The organism is Streptomyces sp. NEAU-W12, assembly GCF_026242095.1.
Lineage (GTDB): Bacteria > Actinomycetota > Actinomycetes > Streptomycetales > Streptomycetaceae > Streptomyces.
In genome coordinates this window covers 225,803-246,670 of record NZ_JAPJDM010000008.1, presented here as the reverse complement: position 1 = coordinate 246,670, position 20,868 = coordinate 225,803, and the positions used below count along the sequence as shown (strand labels likewise).

The 20,868-nt window shown below is 73.5% G+C and carries 19 protein-coding genes; 12 read left to right on the top strand and 7 right to left on the bottom strand.

The window, feature by feature from the left end:
* The first annotated feature begins 311 nt into the window (after window positions 1-311).
* The 4 genes from ORI94_RS12605 (at window position 312) to ORI94_RS12590 (ending at window position 3,600) form a co-directional block, all read left to right on the top strand.
* Window positions 312-896 carry a suppressor of fused domain protein gene (locus ORI94_RS12605; RefSeq protein ID WP_266074610.1) on the top strand — a complete coding sequence of 195 codons (585 nt, stop codon included), beginning with the start codon at window positions 312-314 and terminating at the stop codon, window positions 894-896.
* Between the two features lie 231 nt (window positions 897-1,127).
* Window positions 1,128-1,772 carry a DUF6758 family protein gene (locus tag ORI94_RS12600; RefSeq protein ID WP_266074609.1) on the top strand — a complete coding sequence of 215 codons (645 nt, stop codon included), beginning with the start codon at window positions 1,128-1,130 and terminating at the stop codon, window positions 1,770-1,772.
* Window positions 1,773-1,936: 164 nt separating this feature from the next.
* A complete protein-coding gene (locus ORI94_RS12595) occupies window positions 1,937-2,794 on the top strand; it encodes a PHP domain-containing protein (protein ID WP_266074608.1) in 858 nt (285 codons plus the stop codon).
* Window positions 2,795-2,994: 200 nt separating this feature from the next.
* Window positions 2,995-3,600 carry a MarC family protein gene (locus ORI94_RS12590; protein ID WP_266074607.1) on the top strand — a complete coding sequence of 202 codons (606 nt, stop codon included), beginning with the start codon at window positions 2,995-2,997 and terminating at the stop codon, window positions 3,598-3,600.
* 111 nt (window positions 3,601-3,711) lie between these two features.
* On the opposite strand, the gene ORI94_RS12585 is transcribed toward ORI94_RS12590, so the two are convergent.
* Window positions 3,712-3,864 (bottom strand): hypothetical protein, encoded by a 153-nt coding sequence (locus tag ORI94_RS12585; protein WP_266074606.1) that lies wholly within the window; start codon window positions 3,862-3,864, stop codon window positions 3,712-3,714.
* A gap of 217 nt (window positions 3,865-4,081) precedes the next feature.
* On the opposite strand from ORI94_RS12585, the gene ORI94_RS12580 reads away from it, so the two are divergent.
* On the top strand, window positions 4,082-4,984 hold the full coding sequence (locus ORI94_RS12580; protein ID WP_266074659.1) for an NYN domain-containing protein: 903 nt from the start codon (window positions 4,082-4,084) through the stop codon (window positions 4,982-4,984).
* A 22-nt stretch (window positions 4,985-5,006) separates the two neighbouring features.
* On the opposite strand, the gene ORI94_RS12575 is transcribed toward ORI94_RS12580, so the two are convergent.
* Both ORI94_RS12575 and ORI94_RS12570 read right to left on the bottom strand, forming a co-directional pair.
* Window positions 5,007-5,969 carry an alpha/beta fold hydrolase gene (locus ORI94_RS12575; RefSeq protein WP_266074605.1) on the bottom strand — a complete coding sequence of 321 codons (963 nt, stop codon included), beginning with the start codon at window positions 5,967-5,969 and terminating at the stop codon, window positions 5,007-5,009.
* Window positions 5,970-6,089: 120 nt separating this feature from the next.
* Window positions 6,090-8,594, bottom strand: coding sequence for a DEAD/DEAH box helicase (locus ORI94_RS12570; protein ID WP_266074604.1), 2,505 nt, complete (start codon window positions 8,592-8,594; stop codon window positions 6,090-6,092).
* 487 nt (window positions 8,595-9,081) lie between these two features.
* Between ORI94_RS12570 and ORI94_RS12565 the strand changes: the two genes are divergently transcribed.
* A complete protein-coding gene (locus ORI94_RS12565; RefSeq protein ID WP_042172755.1) occupies window positions 9,082-9,837 on the top strand; it encodes a ferritin-like fold-containing protein in 756 nt (251 codons plus the stop codon).
* Between the two features lie 298 nt (window positions 9,838-10,135).
* On the opposite strand, the gene ORI94_RS12560 is transcribed toward ORI94_RS12565, so the two are convergent.
* From ORI94_RS12560 to ORI94_RS12545, 4 genes are all read right to left on the bottom strand, one after another.
* A complete protein-coding gene (locus tag ORI94_RS12560; protein WP_042172757.1) occupies window positions 10,136-10,405 on the bottom strand; it encodes a hypothetical protein in 270 nt (89 codons plus the stop codon).
* A gap of 369 nt (window positions 10,406-10,774) precedes the next feature.
* A complete protein-coding gene (locus ORI94_RS12555) occupies window positions 10,775-11,002 on the bottom strand; it encodes a DUF3107 domain-containing protein (RefSeq protein WP_019522837.1) in 228 nt (75 codons plus the stop codon).
* A gap of 168 nt (window positions 11,003-11,170) precedes the next feature.
* Complete coding sequence (locus tag ORI94_RS12550) at window positions 11,171-11,815, bottom strand: TetR/AcrR family transcriptional regulator (protein WP_042172863.1); 645 nt, start codon at window positions 11,813-11,815, stop codon at window positions 11,171-11,173.
* A gap of 227 nt (window positions 11,816-12,042) precedes the next feature.
* Window positions 12,043-12,270: a hypothetical protein gene (locus ORI94_RS12545; RefSeq protein WP_266074602.1), complete on the bottom strand. Its 228-nt coding sequence runs from the start codon at window positions 12,268-12,270 to the stop codon at window positions 12,043-12,045.
* 201 nt (window positions 12,271-12,471) lie between these two features.
* On the opposite strand from ORI94_RS12545, the gene ORI94_RS12540 reads away from it, so the two are divergent.
* The 6 genes from ORI94_RS12540 to moeZ all read left to right on the top strand — a co-directional run bounded on the left by ORI94_RS12540 (window position 12,472) and on the right by moeZ (window position 20,834).
* A complete protein-coding gene (locus tag ORI94_RS12540) occupies window positions 12,472-13,545 on the top strand; it encodes an alpha/beta fold hydrolase (protein ID WP_266074601.1) in 1,074 nt (357 codons plus the stop codon).
* 8 nt (window positions 13,546-13,553) lie between these two features.
* A complete protein-coding gene (locus ORI94_RS12535) occupies window positions 13,554-15,086 on the top strand; it encodes a DUF3152 domain-containing protein (protein ID WP_323056045.1) in 1,533 nt (510 codons plus the stop codon).
* A gap of 182 nt (window positions 15,087-15,268) precedes the next feature.
* Entirely contained in the window at window positions 15,269-17,056 is a 1,788-nt protein-coding gene (locus ORI94_RS12530; protein WP_266074599.1) for a DUF3492 domain-containing protein, read from the top strand.
* A complete protein-coding gene (locus ORI94_RS12525) occupies window positions 17,053-18,228 on the top strand; it encodes a hypothetical protein (RefSeq protein ID WP_266074598.1) in 1,176 nt (391 codons plus the stop codon). Before ORI94_RS12530 ends, ORI94_RS12525 begins: the two co-directional genes overlap by 4 nt.
* Before the next feature lie 40 nt (window positions 18,229-18,268).
* Window positions 18,269-19,297 carry an NAD-dependent epimerase/dehydratase family protein gene (locus tag ORI94_RS12520; RefSeq protein WP_266074597.1) on the top strand — a complete coding sequence of 343 codons (1,029 nt, stop codon included), beginning with the start codon at window positions 18,269-18,271 and terminating at the stop codon, window positions 19,295-19,297.
* Window positions 19,298-19,655: 358 nt separating this feature from the next.
* A complete protein-coding gene (moeZ, locus tag ORI94_RS12515) occupies window positions 19,656-20,834 on the top strand; it encodes an adenylyltransferase/sulfurtransferase MoeZ (protein WP_266074596.1) in 1,179 nt (392 codons plus the stop codon).
* Window positions 20,835-20,868 lie beyond the last annotated feature (34 nt).

Below are 20,868 nucleotides of genomic sequence, written 5' to 3'. Positions count from 1 at the left end.
CTACATCAACGGGCGGAAGAGCGGGTGCTACTGCACGGTCGACTTCGGTCCATGCCAGCCCCACCTCCTCCGGCCGGTCCCCCGTGAGGGACGATCCTGATCCCCTGAGGGGATTCCCCCGCAAGGGGAGCGTCATAGCGGTACCGGGGCTCCGACGGACTCTCCCAGTGCCCTGAAAATGCCCTGACGGGCCTGGGCGTTGCCTGGGGGTCCTTACTGTGAGCTGCCCCGAACCACCGGGCCACACTAGCAGCCGCCCTCCGTGTCAAGGCGCCGCTTCGCCCGCTGCCGACGAGTTCTATGCTCGCCGCATGGCAGACGTTCTTCCTCTGGTCGAAGCCCGGTTGCGTACGGTCCTGGGTGAACCGGACGCACGCGCGGCGGTCACCTTCCTGGGTACGGACCGCGTCGAGGTGCTGCGCTTCCAGGAGGGCGACATCGTGCGCTACGCCACCCTCGGCATGTCCGCGCAGCCCATGGCCGACCCCACGGCGGTGATCGCGGACCCGGTCGCGGGCCCGCGTGCGGAACTGGTGCTGTCGGTACGGACCGGTCTCGCCGACACCGACAAGGTGCTCCGCCCGCTCGCCGTGCTCGCCGCGTCCCCGCAGGTCGAGGGAGTGGTCGTGGCCCCCGGCGCCTCCCTCGACGTCGGTGAACCACTGTGGCCCGGGGCTCCGTTCACCTCGGTGCTGGTCGCCGAGCCGGGCGGCCTGGTGGAGGACCTGGAGCTCGACGAGCCCATGGAGCCCGTACGGTTCCTGCCGCTGCTGCCCATGACGCCGAACGAGGCCGCCTGGAAGCGGGTGCACGGCGCCCAGGCCCTCCAGGAGCGCTGGCTGGCCCGGGAAACGGACCTGAGGCATCCCGCCCGCGCCTCCGTCGCGCTGGACTGAACGGCTCCCCCGCGGGGCGGGCGACCGTCGCGCGGGAGTGAGCAAACTCACCTGTGCCGACCCGTCAACGACGATCCACGAGGCCCCGGTTGGCGAGGACCGCGGCGGCCTGGAGGCAACCGGGAGCACGGGCGGGGCGGGTGGGCCGGTCGGTGGTGGAGGGTGACCGGTTCGGTCCGGACGGGTGATCGTCCTTGACGTGGCGGTGCGAGGGTAGGACCGTGGGGCCCTATGAGGGGCGAACCCAGTTGCCCGAAGTGCGGTGGCCGGGTCAGGGCTCCCGGCCTCTTCTCCGATGCCTGGCAGTGCGCTGCGCACGGCACCGTGCATCCGGTCCAGCCCGTGATACCGCCGAGCGTCGAGGCTCTCGACGTCGTCGTGCACCGTACCCGGGTGCCGGTGTGGATGCCGTGGCCGCTGCCGGTGGGCTGGCTGTTCAGCGGTGTGGCCAGCGCCGGTGACGACCGCAGCGGCGGCCGTGCCAGCGCCGTCGCGTGCACCGGACCCGGGCCGCTCGGCGGCATGGGCGAGCTGATCCTGGTGGCCGAGGAACTCGGCGTCGGACTCGGCGCGCGGTACGCGGGCGTCGACGGCCCGGACCCGGGCCCGTACCTGGACGTCGAGAAACCCGCCGACACCAAGGTGCTGGCCGCCGGCCGCCCCACCCCGCTCTGGCACGTCTCCAAGACGCCGGACGACCGGGCCGTCTTCGCGGGCGAGGCGCTCGGGATGTGGCTGTGGGCGGTGGTGTGGCCCGAGCAGTCCGGGCTCCTGATGTACGACGAACTGGTCCTCACCGACCTGCGGGACGCCGGGGCCGAGGTGGAGCTGGTGCCCTGCGGCGCGCTGTCTCCGCGGCTGATGGAGGCGCCGTGATCCGTGGCGGCGGGGGAGCCGGCGGGGAGCGTCGGCGCGAGTGTGCGGACCGGGGAGGGTGGATGTAGGGGGCGCCGGGCGGGTTCGGGTGTGACCGGAGCGCGCGGAAGTGCGGTTATCCTGAAGCGTCCCCGTCCGCCCGTCACCGCTTGGAGCCACGCGTCGTGCGTATCGATCTGCACACCCACTCCACCGCGTCCGACGGTACGGACTCCCCGGCCGAGCTGGTCCACGCGGCCGCCGCCGCCGGTCTCGACGTCGTCGCCCTGACCGACCACGACACCACCCGCGGACACGCCGAGGCCCTCGCCGCACTCCCCGCGGGGCTCACGCTGGTGACCGGCGCCGAGCTCTCCTGCCGCTACGACGGCATCAGCATGCACATGCTGGCCTACCTCTTCGATCCCGAGGAGCCGGCGCTGCTCGCCGAGCGCGAGCTGGTCCGGGACGACCGGGTACCGCGGGCCCGGGGCATGGTCGCCAAGCTGAACGATCTGGGGGTGCCCGTCACCTGGGAGCAGGTCGCGCGGATCGCCGGCGACGGCTCGGTGGGCCGCCCGCACATCGCCACGGCACTCGTCGAGCTGGGTGTGGTGGAGACGGTGAACGACGCGTTCACCTCGCAGTGGCTGGCCGACGGCGGCCGGGCCCACATGGCGAAGCACGAGACCGATCCCTTCGAAGCGCTCCGGCTGATCAAGGGCGCGGGCGGGGCGGCGGTCTTCGCCCACCCGGCCGCGAGCAAGCGCGGCCGGACCGTACCGGAGTCCGCCATCGCCGAACTGGCCGAGGCCGGTCTCGACGGCATCGAGGTCGACCACATGGACCACGACCCCGGGACCCGGGCGCGGCTGCGGGGCCTCGCGAAGGAACTGGGACTGCTCGTCACCGGGTCCAGCGACTACCACGGCAGCCGGAAGAGCTGCGTGCCCGGCGAGTTCACCACGGACCCCGAGGTGTACGGCGAGATCACACGCCGTGCGACCGGAGCGTTCCCGGTGCCGGGGGCCGGCGGCGCCTGAGCCGCCCGCCCGTACGCCCTCGGGCCTCGCCCCTCGCAGGGGCGGCGCCCGCCCTCCTCCCGGGCTTTCCCGCTCCTTGAGGCTCCCTGTTCCGTGCCCGGGCGTCGAACGCTTCCGGGCACGCGTCCTTCCGGTGCCCCCTGCTCGCCGCTCTCCCCGCCCCCTCCTCCTCCTCTCGTTCGTTTCACAGCAAGGCAGTCATGTTCGACGTCGCCGTCTTCGGCTCCCTCTTCCTGACCCTCTTCGTCATCATGGATCCCCCCGGGATCACCCCGATCTTCCTGGCCCTGACCGCCGGCCGACCCGCCAAGGCGCAGAAGCGGATGGCCTTCCAGGCCGTCTGCGTGGCCGGTGGCGTGATCGTCCTGTTCGGGCTGATCGGGCAGCAGATCCTCGACTACCTGCACGTGTCCGTGCCCGCGCTGATGATCGCGGGCGGGCTGCTGCTCCTGCTGATCGCGCTCGACCTCCTCACCGGCAAGACCGACGAGCCCCAGCAGACCAAGGACGTCAACGTCGCTCTGGTCCCGCTCGGCATGCCGCTGCTGGCCGGGCCCGGCGCGATCGTGTCGGTCATCCTCGCCGTGCAGAAGGCCGACGGCGGCCCGGCCCAGGTGTCGGTGTGGGCGGCGATCCTCGCCATCCACGTCGTGCTGTGGCTGGCGATGCGGTACTCGCTGCTGATCATCAGGATCATCAAGGACGGCGGGGTGGTCCTGGTGACGCGGCTCGCGGGCATGATGCTCTCCGCGATCGCCGTGCAGCAGATCATCAACGGGGTCACACAGGTGATCCAGGGCAGTTGACCGTGCCGCCCGAGCCGCGCGGGACGGGGGGCGCGGGACGCACGGAGCCCCCGTATCCGGCGATGGCGGTACGGGGGCTCCGGAAGGTCGGCGCGGACCCGGTGTCCTGCGTTACGAGGCCGGTGTGTTGGCCGGGCGGATCCACAGGCGCTGCCCGATGGCGGCGGCCTGCTGCACGATGTGGTTGACGGAGGCGGCGTCCACGACGGTGGTGTCCACGGCGGTGCCGTCGACGTCGTCGAGTCGCATGATTTCGAAGCGCAAGGGCTTCTCCCTTCGTCTGGTCATCCTCCTGGAGGAGAACTACTGGGGTGGTCGGAACGGTCCGGAGTGGTCCGTGTTCCATCAGTGCTCAACGGGTTGCCCCCTGCAAACATTCCCTACGCTAAGGAAATTCTTCGATCTGCTAAATACTGACGGGTAAGGGTTTCGCGGGAGACCGACCGGGACCGGTTGTGTTCGCACAGTGACCGCCGGGACAATGGAGGCGATGAACGACGACCTGGCGGACCTGAACTCCCGCATCGACCGCACGAACGAGCTGCTCCAGCGCATGCTCGCCGAGGTGGCGAAAACGCCCTCCACACACGCGATCTTCGTCGACGCGGGCTATCTGTACGCGGCGGCGGGGCGGCTGGTGGCCGGGACGGAGGACCGCCGGGCCTTCGACCTCGACGCCGAGGGGCTCATCGACGCGCTCATCGACCGGGCCCGCACCATCTTCGCGGACAGCAGGCTGCTGCGGGTCTACTGGTACGACGGGGCCAGGCGCCGCATCCACACCGCCGAGCAGCAGACCATCGCCGAGCTCCCCGACGTCAAGGTCCGCCTGGGCAACCTCAACGCCAACAACCAGCAGAAGGGCGTCGACTCCCTGATCCGCTCCGACCTGGAGTCACTGGCCCGGCACCGCGCCATCAGCGACGCGGCCCTGCTGGGCGGCGACGAGGACCTGGTCTCGGCGGTCGAGGCCGCCCAGGGGTACGGCGCCCGGGTCCATCTCTGGGGCATAGAGGCGCCCGAGGGCCGCAACCAGGCCGAGCCCCTGCTCTGGGAGGTCGACAGCCAGCGCACCTTCGACCTCGACTTCTTCAAGCCGTACGTCTCCCGGCGCACGGGCCCCACGTACGAGCCCGCGACGGGCCGGCCCGCCCGCGAGGACGTCCGCTTCGTCGGTGCGCAGATCGCCGCGAAATGGCTCTCCGAACGCGGGCGGGACTCGCTGGTGGAACTGCTGCCGGGCCATCCCTACCTGCCCGGCTCGGTCGACCAGGACCTGCTGGTGGAGGCCGAAGGGCTGCTGCAGTACTCCCTGCGCGGCCAGGCCGACCTGCGACGCGCCCTGCGCGACGGCTTCTGGGCCCACCTCCAGGGGCATTACTAGGCGTACCAGGTGTTGCCAGGTGTTACTGGATGAGGGGCCCGGTGGCGGTGGCGGTGGCGTTGCCGGTGGGGCGGGGCTGGAGGCCGTCCCAGAAGTCGGCGAGGGCTTGCGCGGTGGGCCCGGGCCGGTCGACGGCGGGGGAGTGTTCGGCCCCGGCGACGACCGTGCGGTGCGCGTTCAGGCGTACGGCCATGGCGTCGAGGTCCGGTACCGGCCAGGTGTCGTCGTGCGCCCCCGACAGCACGTGGAACGGCAGCGGCACGGCGGCGAGTTCGGCGACCAGATCCGGCTCCGCGCACAACTGCCTTCCGGTAGCAAGCAGTTGAGCTGGGCTGGTGCCCAGCCAGCGGCGGCGCAGCTGCTCCTGGCCGCCGATCCCGCGCGCGGGCCCGCCGACCTCCTCCGGCGGGCCCAGGGCCAGGACCGCCTCCCAGCACTCCGCCATCGTCATGTGGGAGAGCGCGTCCCGCAGCAGCTTCACGCGCTGCTCCTGGGAGACCGAGATCCGGGCGGGACCGGACGAGACCAGGGTGAGCGAACGGAAAGGGGAGTGGTCCTCGAGCACCGCGGCGCGGGCGATCTGGCCCCCGAGCGAGTGTCCGACCAGATGCAGCGGTACGTCCTCTCCGTGCGGAGCGCGGAGCGCCTCCGCCTGCGCGAGCACGTCCCGCGCCAGCTCCGCCCGCGCGTACGCGGACTCGTCGTCCAGGGGCCCGTCCGACTCGTACTGGCCCCGCCCGTCCACGGCGACACTGCGGTACCCGCGGGCGGCGAGCGGCCCGTGCACCAGTGTGAAATCCTCCTTGCTCCCCGTGAGCCCGGGCAGCGACAGCACGACCCCCTTCGGCACGACCCCGCCGGCCGGCGGCACGTCGACGACGGCGAACTCCCCACGGGCGGTGCGGAGCCGGTACGCCCGAGCGCCGGCCGGCAGCTCGGAGAAGGGAGAGGGGGCAGGGGAAACGGGGGAGGGGTGGCTGGTCACGGGGTGAGGGTAGCGGGCGCCGGGGCGCGAGCGGGGTGCCGGGGACGCCTGCCGGGCGACGCCGACGGCCCGGCCCCACAGGTGCGGGACCGGGCCGTCGGACGGCGCCTCTGGTGCGCGTCAGACCTCCGTGGGCTCCGCGGGAGCCGTCGCGGCGGCCTTGCGGGCGCGACGGACCCGGGGCTTGGCCTCGGCCGTCTCCGGCTCGGCCTCGGACGCGGCCTGGGCCGGGATGTCGGCGGTGCCCGCGGTGGCCTTGCGGGTGCGGCGGACCCGGGGCTTGGCCTCGGCGGCCTCGGCGGTGTCGACGGTCTTGGCGGCAGCCGTCTTCCGGGTGCGCTTGGGCTTCGCCTCGGCCGTGTCGACCGCCGCGGTCTCCGGCATGGTCTCCGCCTGCTGCGTGGCGGCGGTGGCCTTGCGGGTGCGGCGGGCCCGGGGCTTGGCCTCGGTGGCCTCGGCCGTGTCCACGGCCGTCTCCGCCGTCGCCGTGGCCTTGCGGGTGCGCCGGGGCTTGGTCGCCACGGCTGCCTCCGGCTCGGCCTCGGAGGCGGCCTGGGCCGGAATGCCGGCCGCGGTCGTGGTGGCCTCGGTGGCCTCGGCCGTCGCGGTGGCCTTGCGGGTGCGGCGGCGGGGCTTGGCCTCCGTGCCTTCGGCGGGGTCGAGCACGGCCTCGGCCGCGGCGGCCTCGGGGGCCCCGGCCACGCTCTTGCGGGTGCGGCGCTGCTTGGTCTCCACCGGCTCCGGGGCGGGTGCGGCGGTCGCCTCGGCCGTGTCCACCACTTCCCCGGCAGCCGAAGGCACGGTCGCGGCCGCGGACTTGCGGGTCCGGCGGCGGCGCGGCTCGGCGGCGGGGGCCTCGGGCTCGCCGGTCACCGGGGGCGTCCCGGTCGTGGCGGCGTTTTCGGCCGATGGGGCGACGGCGACCGCCACCGCCGTGTCGGCCGCGGTGTCGACGGCTGCTGTCTCCGCGGACCTGCGGGTCCGGCGGCGGCGCGGCGTCGACGGGGTCTCGTCCGACGGGCCCCCGAGGGCTTCCGGGGCCTTTGGAGCGTGCCCGGTCGTGTCCTCCGCCGTCCCGACAGCGGCCTCGGCGGACTCGGCCGCGGTCACCGGAACCGCGGTCACCGGAACCGCGGTCACCGGAACCGTGGCCGCCTCGGCCGCGGCCCCACCGCGCATACGGCGACGGCGACGCGGGGCGCGGGAAGCCGTGCCGGCCTCCGCCTCACCCGTGCTCCCACCGCTGCCCTCGACGGCCGGGGCCGCCGGCTGCTGCGCCGACTCGCTCAGCGGGGTACCGCCACGCGTGCGGCGACGGCGGCGTGGTGTACGGGCCGGACGCTCGTGATCGGCCGACCGGGAGTCGCCGCGGTCGCTCCGCTCGCCCCGCTCACCGCGGTCGCTCCGCTCACCGCGGCCACCCCGGCCGCGCGGGCCACGGCCGCCCATCTCGCCCAGGTCCTCCAGCTCCTCCGCGTCGAGTCCGGCGCGGACGCGCTCCGACCTCGGCAGCACACCCTTCGTGCCCTCGGGGATGCCGAGGTCGGTGAACAGGTGCGGGGAGGTGGAGTACGTCTCCGGCGGGTTGCCGAAGCCCAGGTCCAGCGCCTTGTTGATCAGCTGCCAGCGCGGGATGTCGTCCCAGTCGACCAGCGTGATCGCCGTACCCTTCGCCCCCGCGCGGCCGGTACGGCCGATGCGGTGCAGGTACGTCTTCTCGTCCTCGGGCGACTGGTAGTTGATGACGTGCGTGACGCCTTCCACGTCGATGCCGCGGGCGGCGACGTCGGTGCAGACGAGGACGTCCACCTTGCCGTTGCGGAACGCGCGCAGCGCCTGCTCGCGGGCACCCTGGCCGAGGTCGCCGTGGACCGCGCCGGAGGCGAAGCCGCGCTGCTTGAGCTGGTCGGCGAGATCGGCGGCGGTGCGCTTCGTACGGCAGAAGACCATGACCAGGCCCCGGTTGTCCGCCTGGAGTATCCGCGCGACCATCTCGGGCTTGTCCATGTTGTGCGCGCGGTAGATGAACTGCGTGGTGTTCGCGACCGTCGCACCCTCGTCGTCCGGCGCGGTGGCGCGGATGTGCGTGGGCTGCGACATGTAGCGGCGGGCCAGCCCGATGACCGCGCCCGGCATCGTCGCCGAGAACAGCATGGTCTGGCGGCGGGCCGGAAGCAGGTTGATGATCTTCTCGACGTCGGGCAGGAAGCCCAGGTCCAGCATCTCGTCGGCCTCGTCGAGGACGAGGGCCCTGACGTCCTTCAGGTTCAGCTTCTTCTGCCCGGCCAGGTCGAGCAGCCGGCCGGGGGTGCCGACGATCACGTCGACGCCCTTCTTCAGGGCCTCGACCTGCGGCTCGTAGGCCCGCCCGCCGTAGATCGCGGTGACGCGGACATTGCGCACCTTGCCGGCGGTCAGCAGGTCGTTGGTGACCTGCGTGCACAGCTCGCGGGTGGGGACGACGACGAGCGCCTGCGGTGTGTCGGTGAGGTCCTCGGGCTTCGCGCGGCCCGCCTCCACGTCCGCGGGGACGGTCACGCGCTCGAGGAGCGGAAGACCGAAGCCCAGCGTCTTGCCGGTACCGGTCTTGGCCTGGCCGATGACGTCCGAGCCCGACAGGGCCACGGGGAGCGTCAGCTCCTGGATGGGGAAGGGGGCGATGATGCCGACGGCTTCAAGGGCTTCGGCGGTCTCGGGGAGAATCCCGAGGTCTCGGAACGTAGTCAGGGTGCTGCCTCTTCTGTGTGCGCGGTGCGAGGCGAGCGCGGGGGTCGTCTATGGACCGTGCCGGGGACGTCGGCTGCCTTACGGGGAGGCCGTAGGGCACGGGACCACTGCCGACGCTCTAGCGCTCGTACCGCTGAGGGTCCCTCCGATCGTCGTACGCAATGTGCCGTACGGTCAGGGAGGGCGGTCGGGGCGGAGCCGATCGGGCCTCCGACCGGGCATCCTCATACAAGTGCCCTGTCGACTACGTCAGAGTATTCGGCAGGCGCATTACCACCATACCCCGAATCCGCGCACACGCCATGGCCGATGTGGCCACGTAGTCGTCGCCACACGTGCTGACCAGCACCTTACGGCCCGCGACAAGCGGGCTATTGTGCGGATTATGACGAGCTCTGACATGCCCGACCGCGCCGAGGACACCCCCGAGACCCCCGCCGCGCCGACCGGCGTCGCCGCCATGGACTGGGCGGCCGCCTCCGCCGACCCGCAGTACCGTGCCGCCATCGTGGACCTGCTCGGCGCGCTCGCGTACGGGGAGCTGGCGGCGTTCGAGCGGCTCGCGGACGATGCCAAACTGGCGCCCACGCTGGAGGACAAGGCGGAGCTGGCGAAGATGGCGTCGGCCGAGTTCCACCACTTCGAGCGGCTGCGCGACCGGCTGGCCGGGATCGGCCAGGAGCCGACCGCCGCGATGGAGCCGTTCGTGGCCGCGTACGAGGGCTTCCACAAGCAGACGGCGCCCTCCGACTGGCTCGAGGGTCTCGTCAAGGCCTACGTGGGCGACTCGATCGCCAGCGACTTCTACCGGGAGGTCGCGGCCCGGCTGGACTCCGACACCCGCGCGCTGGTGCTGGGCGTGCTCGACGACACCGGGCACGGCGGGTTCGCCGTGGAGAAGGTGCGCGCGGCGATCGACGCGGACCCGCGCGTGGGCGGGCGGCTCGCACTGTGGGCGCGGCGGCTGATGGGTGAGGCGCTGTCCCAGTCGCAGCGGGTCGTGGCCGACCGGGACGCGCTGTCGACGATGCTCGTCGGCGGTGTCGCGGACGGCTTCGACCTCGCCGAGGTCGGCCGGATGTTCTCCCGGATCACCGAGGCCCACACCAAGCGGATGGCGGCTCTGGGCCTGGCGGCCTGAGAGCCGCCGGGCTCTGCCCGGCTCCGCAGGGCTCCGGGGCCTGTGGCGAGAGGGGCGTCTGCCGCGCGGTGTCCGGCAGGCACTCCTGCCGCGCCGTCCGGAAGCCGGGGTACGCCCGCCCGGTACGAGGGCTTCCGGGCGGCACGCCGGGAGCACGCTCCCCCAGGCTCTCGGCTTCGCTCGAGCAGGAGGACCGAGCCCCATGACGCCGCGCGGTCGCCCTGCGGGCGACGACGTCACTTTCGCCACAGGCCCCGGTGCGGCCGGTGCGGCCGGTGTGGCCGGTTCCGGCGGCCGGTCAGGCGGTCGCCGACCGGCCGCGGAGTCTGCCCGAGGGGCGCAGCAGCAGCGACAGCGACGCCACGGAGACGATCGCCGCCCCGAACAGAACCGTCAGCAGGCGACCCGCGTCCAGCGCACTGTGTGTGAGGAACGCGCCGAACAGGGCCCCGGCCACACCGGTCGACAGGACCAGGGTGCGGGCGGGGAGGCGGTGCGGCAGGCGGCGCGTGGCCGCCCATGCCAGAGCCAGCCCGAGGATCGCTGAACTGAGCGCTTCCAAGAGCATGTCGGGGTCCCTCCCACATGGCCGGCCTGCTCGCATCGGTCGTAGCCCGTCCTACCCCTGACCTGCGGAATCCAATCCTTCCCTGTAAGGGACCTGTGCGCCGTCCGTGAGGAGCGGACGCGGTGGTGGGCGGCAGGGGGAGCGACGGGGTGCGCAGGGAACGGCACAGGGGAGAAGCCGAACGGAGCAGACGCGGAGAGCGGGGCCGGGGGTGTCGGGGCGCAGAGGGGCGGCGCGCAGAGGGGCGGCGCGCAGAGCGGAGCGCCGAGCATCCGAGAGGTACGGGGCGCGGACACGAAAGGGCCCGGCGGCTCGAGGTGCCGGGCCGCCGGGCCCTTCCACGCCTGCCGGTGTTCCGCCGGCCGTCGCCTACAGCGCGCCGAAGCCCACCTTGCGCGGGGCCGGCTCGCCGATCTCGACGTAGGCGAGACGGTCGGCCGGGACCAGGATCTTGCGGCCGTGCTCGTCCACGAGGCTCAGCAGCTGAGACTTCCCGGCCAGCGCCTCGGCCACCACGCGCTCGACCTCCTCGGCGCTCTGACCGCTCTCCAGAACGATCTCGCGGGGCGCGTGCTGCACGCCGATCTTGACCTCCACGGCTATGTCCCTCCGACGGTCAGTGAAGTGCGCGGCCTTCCGCGCCGTACCCAGCACACATTAGCCCGGTGAGGGGATGTGCACGCTCAGCCCCCGCAACGCCAGGAGCGAACAGCGGACGGGAACAAACGGCCACCTCCGCCCGCCGGCCTCCGCGGCCCGGTGCTGTCAGAACTGCTGCTCGCTGCCGTGCAGCGGGAATCCGGCGATGCCCCGCCAGGCCAGCGAGGTCAGCAGCTGGACCGCCTGGTCGCGCGGCACGCTGCGGTCGCTGTGCAGCCAGGACCGCGCGACCACCTGGGCCAGACCGCCCAGCCCCGAGGCGAGCAGCATCGACTCCTGGCGCGACAGCCCGGTGTCCTCGGCGATGACGTCGCAGATCGCCTCGGCGCAGTCGTTGGTGACCCGGTCGACGCGCTCGCGCACCGCGGGCTCGTTCGTCAGGTCCGACTCGAAGACCAGGCGGAAGGCGCCGCCGTCGTCCTCGACGTACGCGAAGTAGGCGTCCATGGTCGCCCGTACGCGCTGCTTGTTGTCGTGCGTCGACGCGAGCGCGTGGCGCACCGACTGGATCAGCGACTCGCAGTGCTGGTCCAGCAGCGCCAGATACAGGTCGAGCTTGCCCGGGAAGTGCTGGTAGAGCACCGGCTTGCTGACGCCCGCACGCTCGGCGATGTCGTCCATCGCCGCCGCGTGGTACCCCTGCGCGACGAACACTTCCTGGGCGGCGCCCAGCAACTGGTTCCGTCGGGCACGGCGCGGCAGGCGTGTACCCCTCGGGCGCACGGTCTCTGTCTGCTCGATGGCTGTCACGCCGCCTCCCATTGTCGTCCACATGCGGTGTGAGCCGCGCCGTCATCGTACTTTTCGGTAACCGTGCTGTGCGCGGTGAGAGCGCAGAATTTCACGCACCCGAGGACACCGAAAGCCGTACGGACGGTTTCAAAGGCTGTCAGAGAGGGCAAGGCGAGGCCTCGCTTCCGCGTGGAACTCCCCCGTGAAGGCGGCCTTCGGCGGCCTCCCCGGCTCCCTCGGCACCGTCACCGGTAGTCGTCCTCGTCGAAGGAGACGACCCTGGCCTGCTCGGCGAGGTCCGCCTCGTTGGCGCGGGCGACGTCGACGCCGGTCAGCGGCTCGTCACGGTCCGGGGTGAGGTCCGCGTGCTGCTCGGCCGTGTCGGCCTCCGGCGCCTCGACGCCGTACTCCAGGTCCTCGCGGGCCTCGTCGGCTTCCTCGAACGTCTCGGGCTCGGTGGGGTCTGATGCCATGGCTGGGCTTCCTTCCTGTGAACGTCCCCGCCCGGTGCGGGGGCCACATACGGGTGCCCTCGGTTCGAGCCCAGGAGACACCCGATCCGGGCGCCGTGCGATCCGTCACCGGGTCATGACGCCGTGTGCGCGCGGCGGGGCCGGCGGTCCTGTGATCGCCGACACATGAACCCCGGTGTGATCGTCTCGTAACATTGCCGCATGTCTTCGACCGGCCTGCCGTCCGTGCCGCCCGCCACCGTTCTTTCCGAAGCGGCCGCCGTGAGGGTCGCCGAAGGCGAGCGTCTCAGGTCGGTCCACCTTCCGGGCGTCACCCTGTCCGTGCGGTCGAGGCCGCCCCTGCGCGAAGGGCTCCCGCCCGCACTCCACATCCACGGGCTCGGGGGGTCGTCGCAGAACTGGTCGACGCTGATGCCCCTCCTGGACGACACCGTCCACAGCGAGGCCGTCGACCTTCCGGGCTTCGGCGACTCGCCGCCCCCGGACGACGGCAACTACTCGATCTCGGCGCACGCCCGCGCGGTGATCCGCTATCTCGACGCGGCCGGGCGCGGCCCCGTGCACCTCCTGGGCAATTCGCTCGGCGGCGCGGTCGCCACCCGTGTCGCCGCCGTACGCCCCGACCTGGTCCGGACGCTCACGCTCGTGTCACCGGCCCTTCCCGAGCTGCGCGTGCAGCGCACCGCCGTGCCGACGGGACTGCTGGCGGTGCCCGGGGTGGCCCCGCTGTTCACCCGGGTCACCCGGGGGTGGACCGCGGAACAGCGCGTCCGCGGCGTCGTGACGCTCTGCTACGGGGACCCCGGGCAGGTGACGCCGGAGGCGTTCCGCCACGCCGTGCAGGAGATGGAGCGGCGGCTGCGGCTGCCGTACTTCTGGGACGCCATGACCCGCTCCGCGCGGGGGCTCGTCAACGCCTACACCCTCGGCGGCCAGCACGGGCTGTGGCGCCAGGCCGAGCGGGTGCTCGCGCCGACCCTGCTGCTGTACGGCGGGCGGGACCGGCTCGTCGGCTTCCGGATGGCCCGGCGAGCGGCCCGCGCGTTCCGCGACTCCAGGCTGGTCACCCTGCCCGACGCGGGGCATGTGGCGATGATGGAATACCCCGAGGCGGTGGCCGCCGCTTTCCGTGAACTCCTCGCGGATGCAACGGATTCGGTGCAGGAAGGGGATACTTTGGAGCCGGGCGCGAAAGGCGCCCCGGGCTCGGCCGCCGGTATCGTCGCGGACGGGCCCGCCGACGGCGGGCCGACCGCCGACGACCTGAGGGGCTGAGGCGCGACGTGGGACGCCACAGCCGCCGTGGACCCGCGCCCGGGGGCGACGCCCGACCGGCGCGGAGTGCGACGCCCCCGGGCCAGGGGGCGGCCTCCGGCGGGACCGGTGCGTACGGCCCACCCGCCCCGTACGGCCCGCCCGGGCAGGAAGCGCGGGGTGACGGCGTACCCGCGGGAGCCGGAACCCCTGCCCACGGAGTGCCGCGGCTTCCGGACGGCCGGCTCCCGGACGGGACGCCGGCGCGTGGAGTGCCCCGCTTCCCCGACGGCACGCCCGCCCACGGCTTCCCCCGCCTGCCCGACGGCGCCCCCGCGCACGGTGTTCCGCGGGCCGCCCGTGGCGGCGGCCACCCTGAGCAGCGGGAACCCGGCGGCGGCTGGGGAGAGGTGGCGGGACGCGGCGCGGGTGCCGGGCCGTCCGGCCGGGCCGTGCCCCTGCCGGGACAGCGCCAGGCACCGCCCGAGCAGCCGCGCGGTCCACGGGGACCGCGCGGGCGGCAGGGCCCGCGGCAGGACTACCTCGACGCCTTCGGTGAGGGCGACGACGTCTTCACGCCCCGTCCCCCCGCCACGACCCGCCCGGCCTCCGGCGCGGACTTTGCGCACCCCGCGGATCCCTGCGCCGCCGTCACCGGCCGGGGCTCGGCCCCGGTCGCCGGGGCCCCGGCCGGCCCCGACGGCGGCGCGCCGCCCACCGGGGCGACGGAGCAGAGCAAGGGTGCCAAGGGGCGCGCGTTCACCGGGATCGCGGCCGCCGCCGTCACCACCGTGCTGGCGGTCGTCGTGGCCGGTCAGGTCGCCGACGAACGCGACGGCTCCGACGACCTCCAGGCGCAGTCCGCTCCCGAACAGGCGGCGCGCGACGTCCGGGGCCCCGGCGTGAACGAGGGCGCGGGCGACGAACAGGGCACCTCCCCGGGAGCCTCCCGCGCCGAGCCGCTGACGTACGCGCAGAAGATGGACGAGAAGTTCCCGTTCAGCGCCACGGCCGAGGGCTCGGGGACGTTCGACGCGATGACCGGCATCGCCGACGGACCCGGCAAGGGGCAGAGGATCACCTACCGCGTGGACGTGGAGCAGGGGCTCGGCCTGGACGGGGCGCTCTTCGCCGAGGCGGTGCACAGGACGCTCAACGACAACCGCAGCTGGGCGCACAACGGCGCCCGCACCTTCGAACGCATCCACTCCGGCCGCCCCGACTTCGTCATCACGCTCGCCAGCCCCGCGACGACCGCCGAGTGGTGCGCCAAGTCCGGCCTGGACACCACGGTCGACAACGTGTCCTGCGACTCGGCGGCCACCGAACGCGTGATGATCAACGCGTTCCGCTGGGCGCGGGGCGCCACGACGTACGGCGACGAGCTGCTCGCCTACCGCCAGATGCTGATCAACCACGAGGTCGGCCACCGCCTCGGGTACAACCACGTCACCTGTGACAAGGACGGCGATCTGGCCCCGGTCATGCAGCAGCAGACCAAGTTCCTCGAACACGACGGAATCAGGTGCCGGCCCAACGCCTGGGCTTATCCGAACAGCTGACGGTATCCGCTCCCTTGGCGCGACCCAACGCGCCCCACACGGGAAAGTTACGTCCGTTCACCCCTTTTGATGGTGCGACGGACAACCGTCCATCACGCCACCACCTTGTCCGCATACGTTCGTCCCGCTGCGAGCCGCCGGGTCAACGGCGGCTCCCCACACGGGAGATCGGGGGTGCACTCGTGCGCATCGGACTGCTTACGGAGGGTGGTTACCCGTATGTGGGCGGTGGCGCCGGACTCTGGTGCGACCGTCTCGTGCGCGGACTCGGGCACCACGAGTTCGACGTCTACGCGTTCAGTCGCAGCGAGGCCCAGGAGGACGACGGCTGGGTGCCGCTGCCGCCGCAGGTCGGCCGGGTGCGCACCGCGCCGCTGTGGACGGCCGAGGACGACGGGGTGGTGTACGGCAGGCGCGCGCGCCGGCGCTTCGCCGAGCACTACGGTGAACTCGTCGCGGTCCTCTGCGCGTCCGACTCCGCGGCGACCCCCCTGGTGGCACCCGACGCGGGCCCCGGGGGTGCCGGAACGGCAGGGACGACCCGTGCCCCGGCCGAGGCGGACCGTTTCGCCGGGGCGCTGTTCGGTCTCGCCGGTCTCGCCCGCGACGAGGGCGGTCTCACCGCCGCCCTCCGCTCCGAGACCGCCGTACGCGTCCTGGAAAACGCCTGTCGTGCGCCCCGGGTGCTGCCGGCCGCGCGGGAGGCCCGGGTGCCGGACCTGCTGGCCGTGGCCGCGCACCTGCACCAGGCCCTGCGCCCCCTCTCCCTCGACTGGTACGAGGAGGACGGACTCGGCGCGGTCGACCTGTGCCACGCCGCCTCCGGCGGCACGGCCGCCCTGCCGGGTCTGCTCGCCGGCCACTTCTTCGGCATCCCCCTGCTGGTGACCGAGTACGGCGTCCGGCTGCGCACGCACTACCTGACCCGGCCGGACTCCTCACCCGCGGTCCGGTCCCTGCTCGCGGCCTTCCACGGCCGGCTCGCCGCCGAGACCTACCGGCGGGCCGCGTTCATCACCCCGGGCAACGCGCACGCCCGCCGCTGGCAGGAGCGTTGCGGCGCCGACCGGGCGAAGATCCGTACGGTCCCTCCCGGAATGGACGCGGCGCCCTTCGCCCGGACGGGTGAGTCGCCGGAACGCGCCGCCCCGCACACCCTCGTCTGGACCGGCCGGGTGGAGCCCGCCAAGGACCTGGTCTCGCTGCTGCACGCGTTCGCCCGGGTCCGCGCGTCCGAGCCCTCGGCCCGCCTGCGGATCATCGGCGGCCCGGCCGGTCCCGAGGGCGCCCCCTACCTCGAGCACTGCAGGGACCTGGCCGCACGGCTCCTCCCGGACGGGGCCGGGAGCCCACACGCCGACGGCGCCGGTCCGGTGTCCTTCGAGGAGATCGGCGGCCCGGGACTCACCGGCCCCGCCGACGCGTACGCAGCGGGCGCCGTGTCCGTCCTGTCCAGCGTCGTCGAAGGCTTCCCCACCGGACTCGTCGAGGCGATGTTCGCCGGCCGCGCGACGGTGTCCACGGACGTCGGCGCCGTGGTCGAGGTCATCGGCGACACCGGACTCGTCGTTCCCCCACGCGACCCGCGAGCGCTGGCCGAGGCGTGCGTGTCGCTGCTGCGCGACCCCGAGCGGCGCGCGCGCCTCGGTGCCGCCGCGCGCGCCCGCGCACTCGAACTGTTCACCGTCGAGCAGAACGTCGCCGCGTTCCACGACCTGTACCTGAAGACCGTCGCGCGCGCCCCGGTCCGCCGCGTCCTCCTGAACGGCACCGGTGCTCCGCTGCCCTTCGCCGCACCCGCCGAGGCCCGTGTCCCCGGCCGCTGGGCCGGCCTCGCCTCCCACCGGCCGTCCCGCACCGTCCCGGCCTGGGCCAGGGACACGCCCGTGCGCGCCACCGCCCCGGTCCGGTCCGCGACCACCCCGGTGGCGGACGCGTCGCCCGTCCCCGCGACGGAGGCGGCACGATGACGGGCCTGGACGAACTGGACCACGAGACCGCGCAGCCCCGCGCCGGCCGGGGCACCGCCGACCCCGTGAAGGCGCTGCTGCACCGCCACCGCGAGCTGTGCGAACGCGCGGTGGACCCCCTGGAGATCGCGGCGGGCCTCGAGGCGCACGGCGTCACCGACCGGACCGCCGCAGGCTTCCGGCACCGGGACGTCTTCTCCCTCGCGGAGGAGCTGTACGCCCGCATCCCGCGCGACGGCGACGTCTCCCGCCCCTCCGCCGACAGGACCGCCCCCGGGCTCCGCGCCGGCTGGGTCGTCCTCACCCTGCTCCCCGGCGTCCTCGGCCTCGCGTCGGTGGCCGCCCTGCGCCTCACCCACGGCCAGACCCGCGTCCACGCGGTCTCCGCGGGCGTCCTCGCCATCGCCCTGGCCATGCGCGCGGCCCTGCGACGCGGCAGGCCGCCAGGCACCACGCCCGCCGTGTCCGGCCCACCCACCACGGGCACGGCGGCCGGGACCTGCTGGCTCGTCGGCTACGCCCTCCTGGGCGACGGCCTGCTCCGGACCGCGATCGCCGGCGGCCCCGACGCCCTGCCCACCGGTGTCACCGGCGCCACCTCCGACGGCGGCTGGGCGCTCGCCGTCGCCCCGGCGCTGGCCCTCACCCTGGCCTTCGCCCCCGGCGCCTGGAGCGCCCGGCTGTTCGCCGCACGGGCCCGCCGCGAGGTCGCGGCCAGCCGCGACCTCGAGGACTTCGCCGACTCCGTGCGCCCCCTGCTGTTCGGCGCCCTCGCCCTGTTCCTGTGCGCCCTGGCCGCTCTCTTCGCCTTCTGCGCCACGGCCCTGGACGAGCCCTTCACCCTCCACGAGGTCCTCACCCTGGGTGCCCTCTTCTTCCTGGCCCGCCTCCTCTCCCTCCACGGATTCACCCACGCGCCGAAGGTGATCCTCGTCGCCGCGGCCCTCGCCCAGGCAACCGTCCTGGCCGTGGTCCTCACGGCCCGCCTGCCCGGCTGCGGGGCGCTGGCCACCCCCGTGGAAACCCTGGTCACCGCCTGGGACCCCAGCGGCATCCCCACCCTCATCTGCGGCGGGGCCGCCCTGACCCTTCTGATCCACGCAGCACGCACCCTCACCCGAGCCTCGGTCCACGCCCAGCCGGAGGCCCCACCCCAAGGAGATCCCGCATGATCACCCGCCCAGCAGTCTCGGTCGCCACAGGAGCCGCCCGATGAGAGTCCTGCTGATCGGAGCGGGCGGCTACCTCGGCCGCTTCGTCGCCGACCGTCTGCTCGCCGACCCGGCCGTCCAGCTCACCGCTCTCGGCCGCGGCGACGACGCCGACGTCCGCTTCGACCTCGCCACCGGCAGCCCCGGCGCGCTCACCCGCTTCCTCGACGCCGTCCACCCCGGCGTCGTGGTCAACTGCGCCGGCACCACCCGCGGCGGAGCCCGCGACCTCACCCGGCACAACACCGTCGCCGTGGCCACCGTCTGCGAGGCCCTGCGCCGCAGCGGCTGCGGCGCCCGGCTCGTGCAGATCGGCTGCAGCGCCGAGTACGGCCCCAGCCAGCCCAACTCCTCCACGGCGGAGGACGCCGTCCCCCGCCCCGGCGGTCCGTACGGCGTGAGCAAGCTCGCCGCGACCGAACTCGTCCTCGGTTCCGGCCTGGACGCCGTGGTCCTGCGGGTCTTCTCGCCCGCGGGCCCCGGCACCCCCGCCGGCTCGCCCCTCGGCCGCCTCGCCGAGGCCATGCGCCGTGCCATGCAGGCCGGCGACGGTGAACTGAAGCTCGGCGGTCTCGGTGTCCAGCGCGACTTCGTCGACGTCCGGGACGTGGCCCGAGCCGTCCACGCGGCCTCGCTCTCCGCCGCGCAGGGGGTCATCAACATCGGTTCGGGCCGCGCCGTCCGCCTGCGGGACGCCGCCGGGGTGCTCGCCCGGGTCGCCGGATACAGCGGCGTCCTGAACGAGCTCGACGGCCCGCCCGGCGCCCATCTCGCCCACTCCGGCCACAGCGGGCACGGTGGTCACGCGGGGCACACCGCCCACACCCCGCATCCGAGGCCGGCCATCGGGCACCCCCGGGGCGAGCCCGACCATCACACGGCCTCGGTCGCGTTCCCCTACCCGGACGGCTGCGGCAGCTGGCAGCAGGCGGACGTGCGCACCGCGCGCGACCGGCTCGGCTGGCGTCCCCGTATCAATCTCGAGGAGTCCCTCGCCGACATCTGGATGGAGGCGGCATGCCGTATCTGATCCACCGGAACCATCCGGGCGGTCCGAGTCACCCGGGCGGCCCGGCCCGTCCGAGCGGTCCGGTGCCTCCGAGCGGTCCGGCCCGTCCCGGCCGGCCGCCGCGGGCGACAGCAGACCCGGGGCCGGCACCGGCAGGGGGCGCAAGCGCTGGTGCCCGTCCCGGCTTCGGGGCGCCCGGTCCGGCGCGTCCTCTCCTCGCTCCGGCCGAGTGGAACGCGCTCACCCGCCCGGGAGCCGCTGCCCGGTCACTGGGACGATGTCGTCTCGCAGGTCGGGATGGGAGTCTCGGAATGAAAAAGGCCATGGCACTGTTGGGGGGAAGAACAACCGTAGTGATTGACCGACCAACGGAGTCCCCGTGTCGTTGCCACCCCTGGTCGAGCCGGCCGCCGAGCTCACCGTAGACGAGGTCCGCAGGTACTCCCGCCACCTGATCATCCCCGACGTGGGGATGGCCGGGCAGAAGCGGCTGAAGAACGCCAAGGTGCTGTTCGTCGGCGCCGGTGGCCTGGGTTCGCCGGGGCTGATGTACCTGGCCGCGGCGGGCGTGGGCACGCTCGGCATCGTGGAGTTCGACGAGGTCGACGAGTCGAACCTGCAGCGGCAGATCATCCACAGCCAGGCCGACATCGGCCGGCCCAAGGCCGAGTCCGCGCGCGACACGATCAAGGGCATCAACCCCTACGTGAACGTGGTCCTCCACGAGGAGCGCCTCGAGGCCGACAACGTGATGGGTCTCTTCAGCGACTACGACCTGATCGTCGACGGCACGGACAACTTCGCGACCCGCTACCTGGTCAACGACGCGTGCGTGCTGTTGAACAAGCCCTACGTCTGGGGCTCGATCTACCGCTTCGACGGCCAGGCCTCGGTGTTCTGGTCCGAGCACGGCCCCTGCTACCGCTGCCTCTACCCGGAGCCCCCGCCCCCCGGCATGGTCCCCTCCTGCGCCGAGGGCGGCGTTCTGGGTGTGCTGTGCGCGTCCATCGGCTCCATCCAGGCCAACGAGGCCATCAAGCTCCTCGCCGGCATCGGTGAGCCGCTGGTCGGCCGCCTGATGATCTACGACGCCCTCGAGATGCAGTACCGCCAGGTCAAGGTCCGCAAGGACCCCGACTGCGCGATCTGCGGCGAGAACCCGACCGTCACCGAGCTCATCGACTACGAGGCCTTCTGCGGCGTCGTCTCCGACGAGGCCCAGGCGGCGGCGGCCGGCTCCACGATCACTCCCAAGCAGCTCAAGGAATGGATCGACGACGGCGAGAGCATCGAGATCATCGACGTCCGCGAGCCGAACGAGTTCGAGATCGTCTCCATCCCCGGCGCCCGGCTGATCCCGAAGAACGAGTTCCTCATGGGCAGCGCCCTGGAGAGCCTCCCGCAGGACAAGAAGATCGTCTTGAACTGCAAGACGGGCGTCCGCAGTGCGGAAGTCCTCGCGGTCCTGAAGTCCGCGGGCTTCGCCGACGCCGTTCACGTCGGCGGCGGCGTCGTCGGCTGGGTCAACCAGATCGAGCCGGCCAAGCCGATCTACTGACCGATCCTCGGGCAGGCCCCGGGCCCCGGGCGTT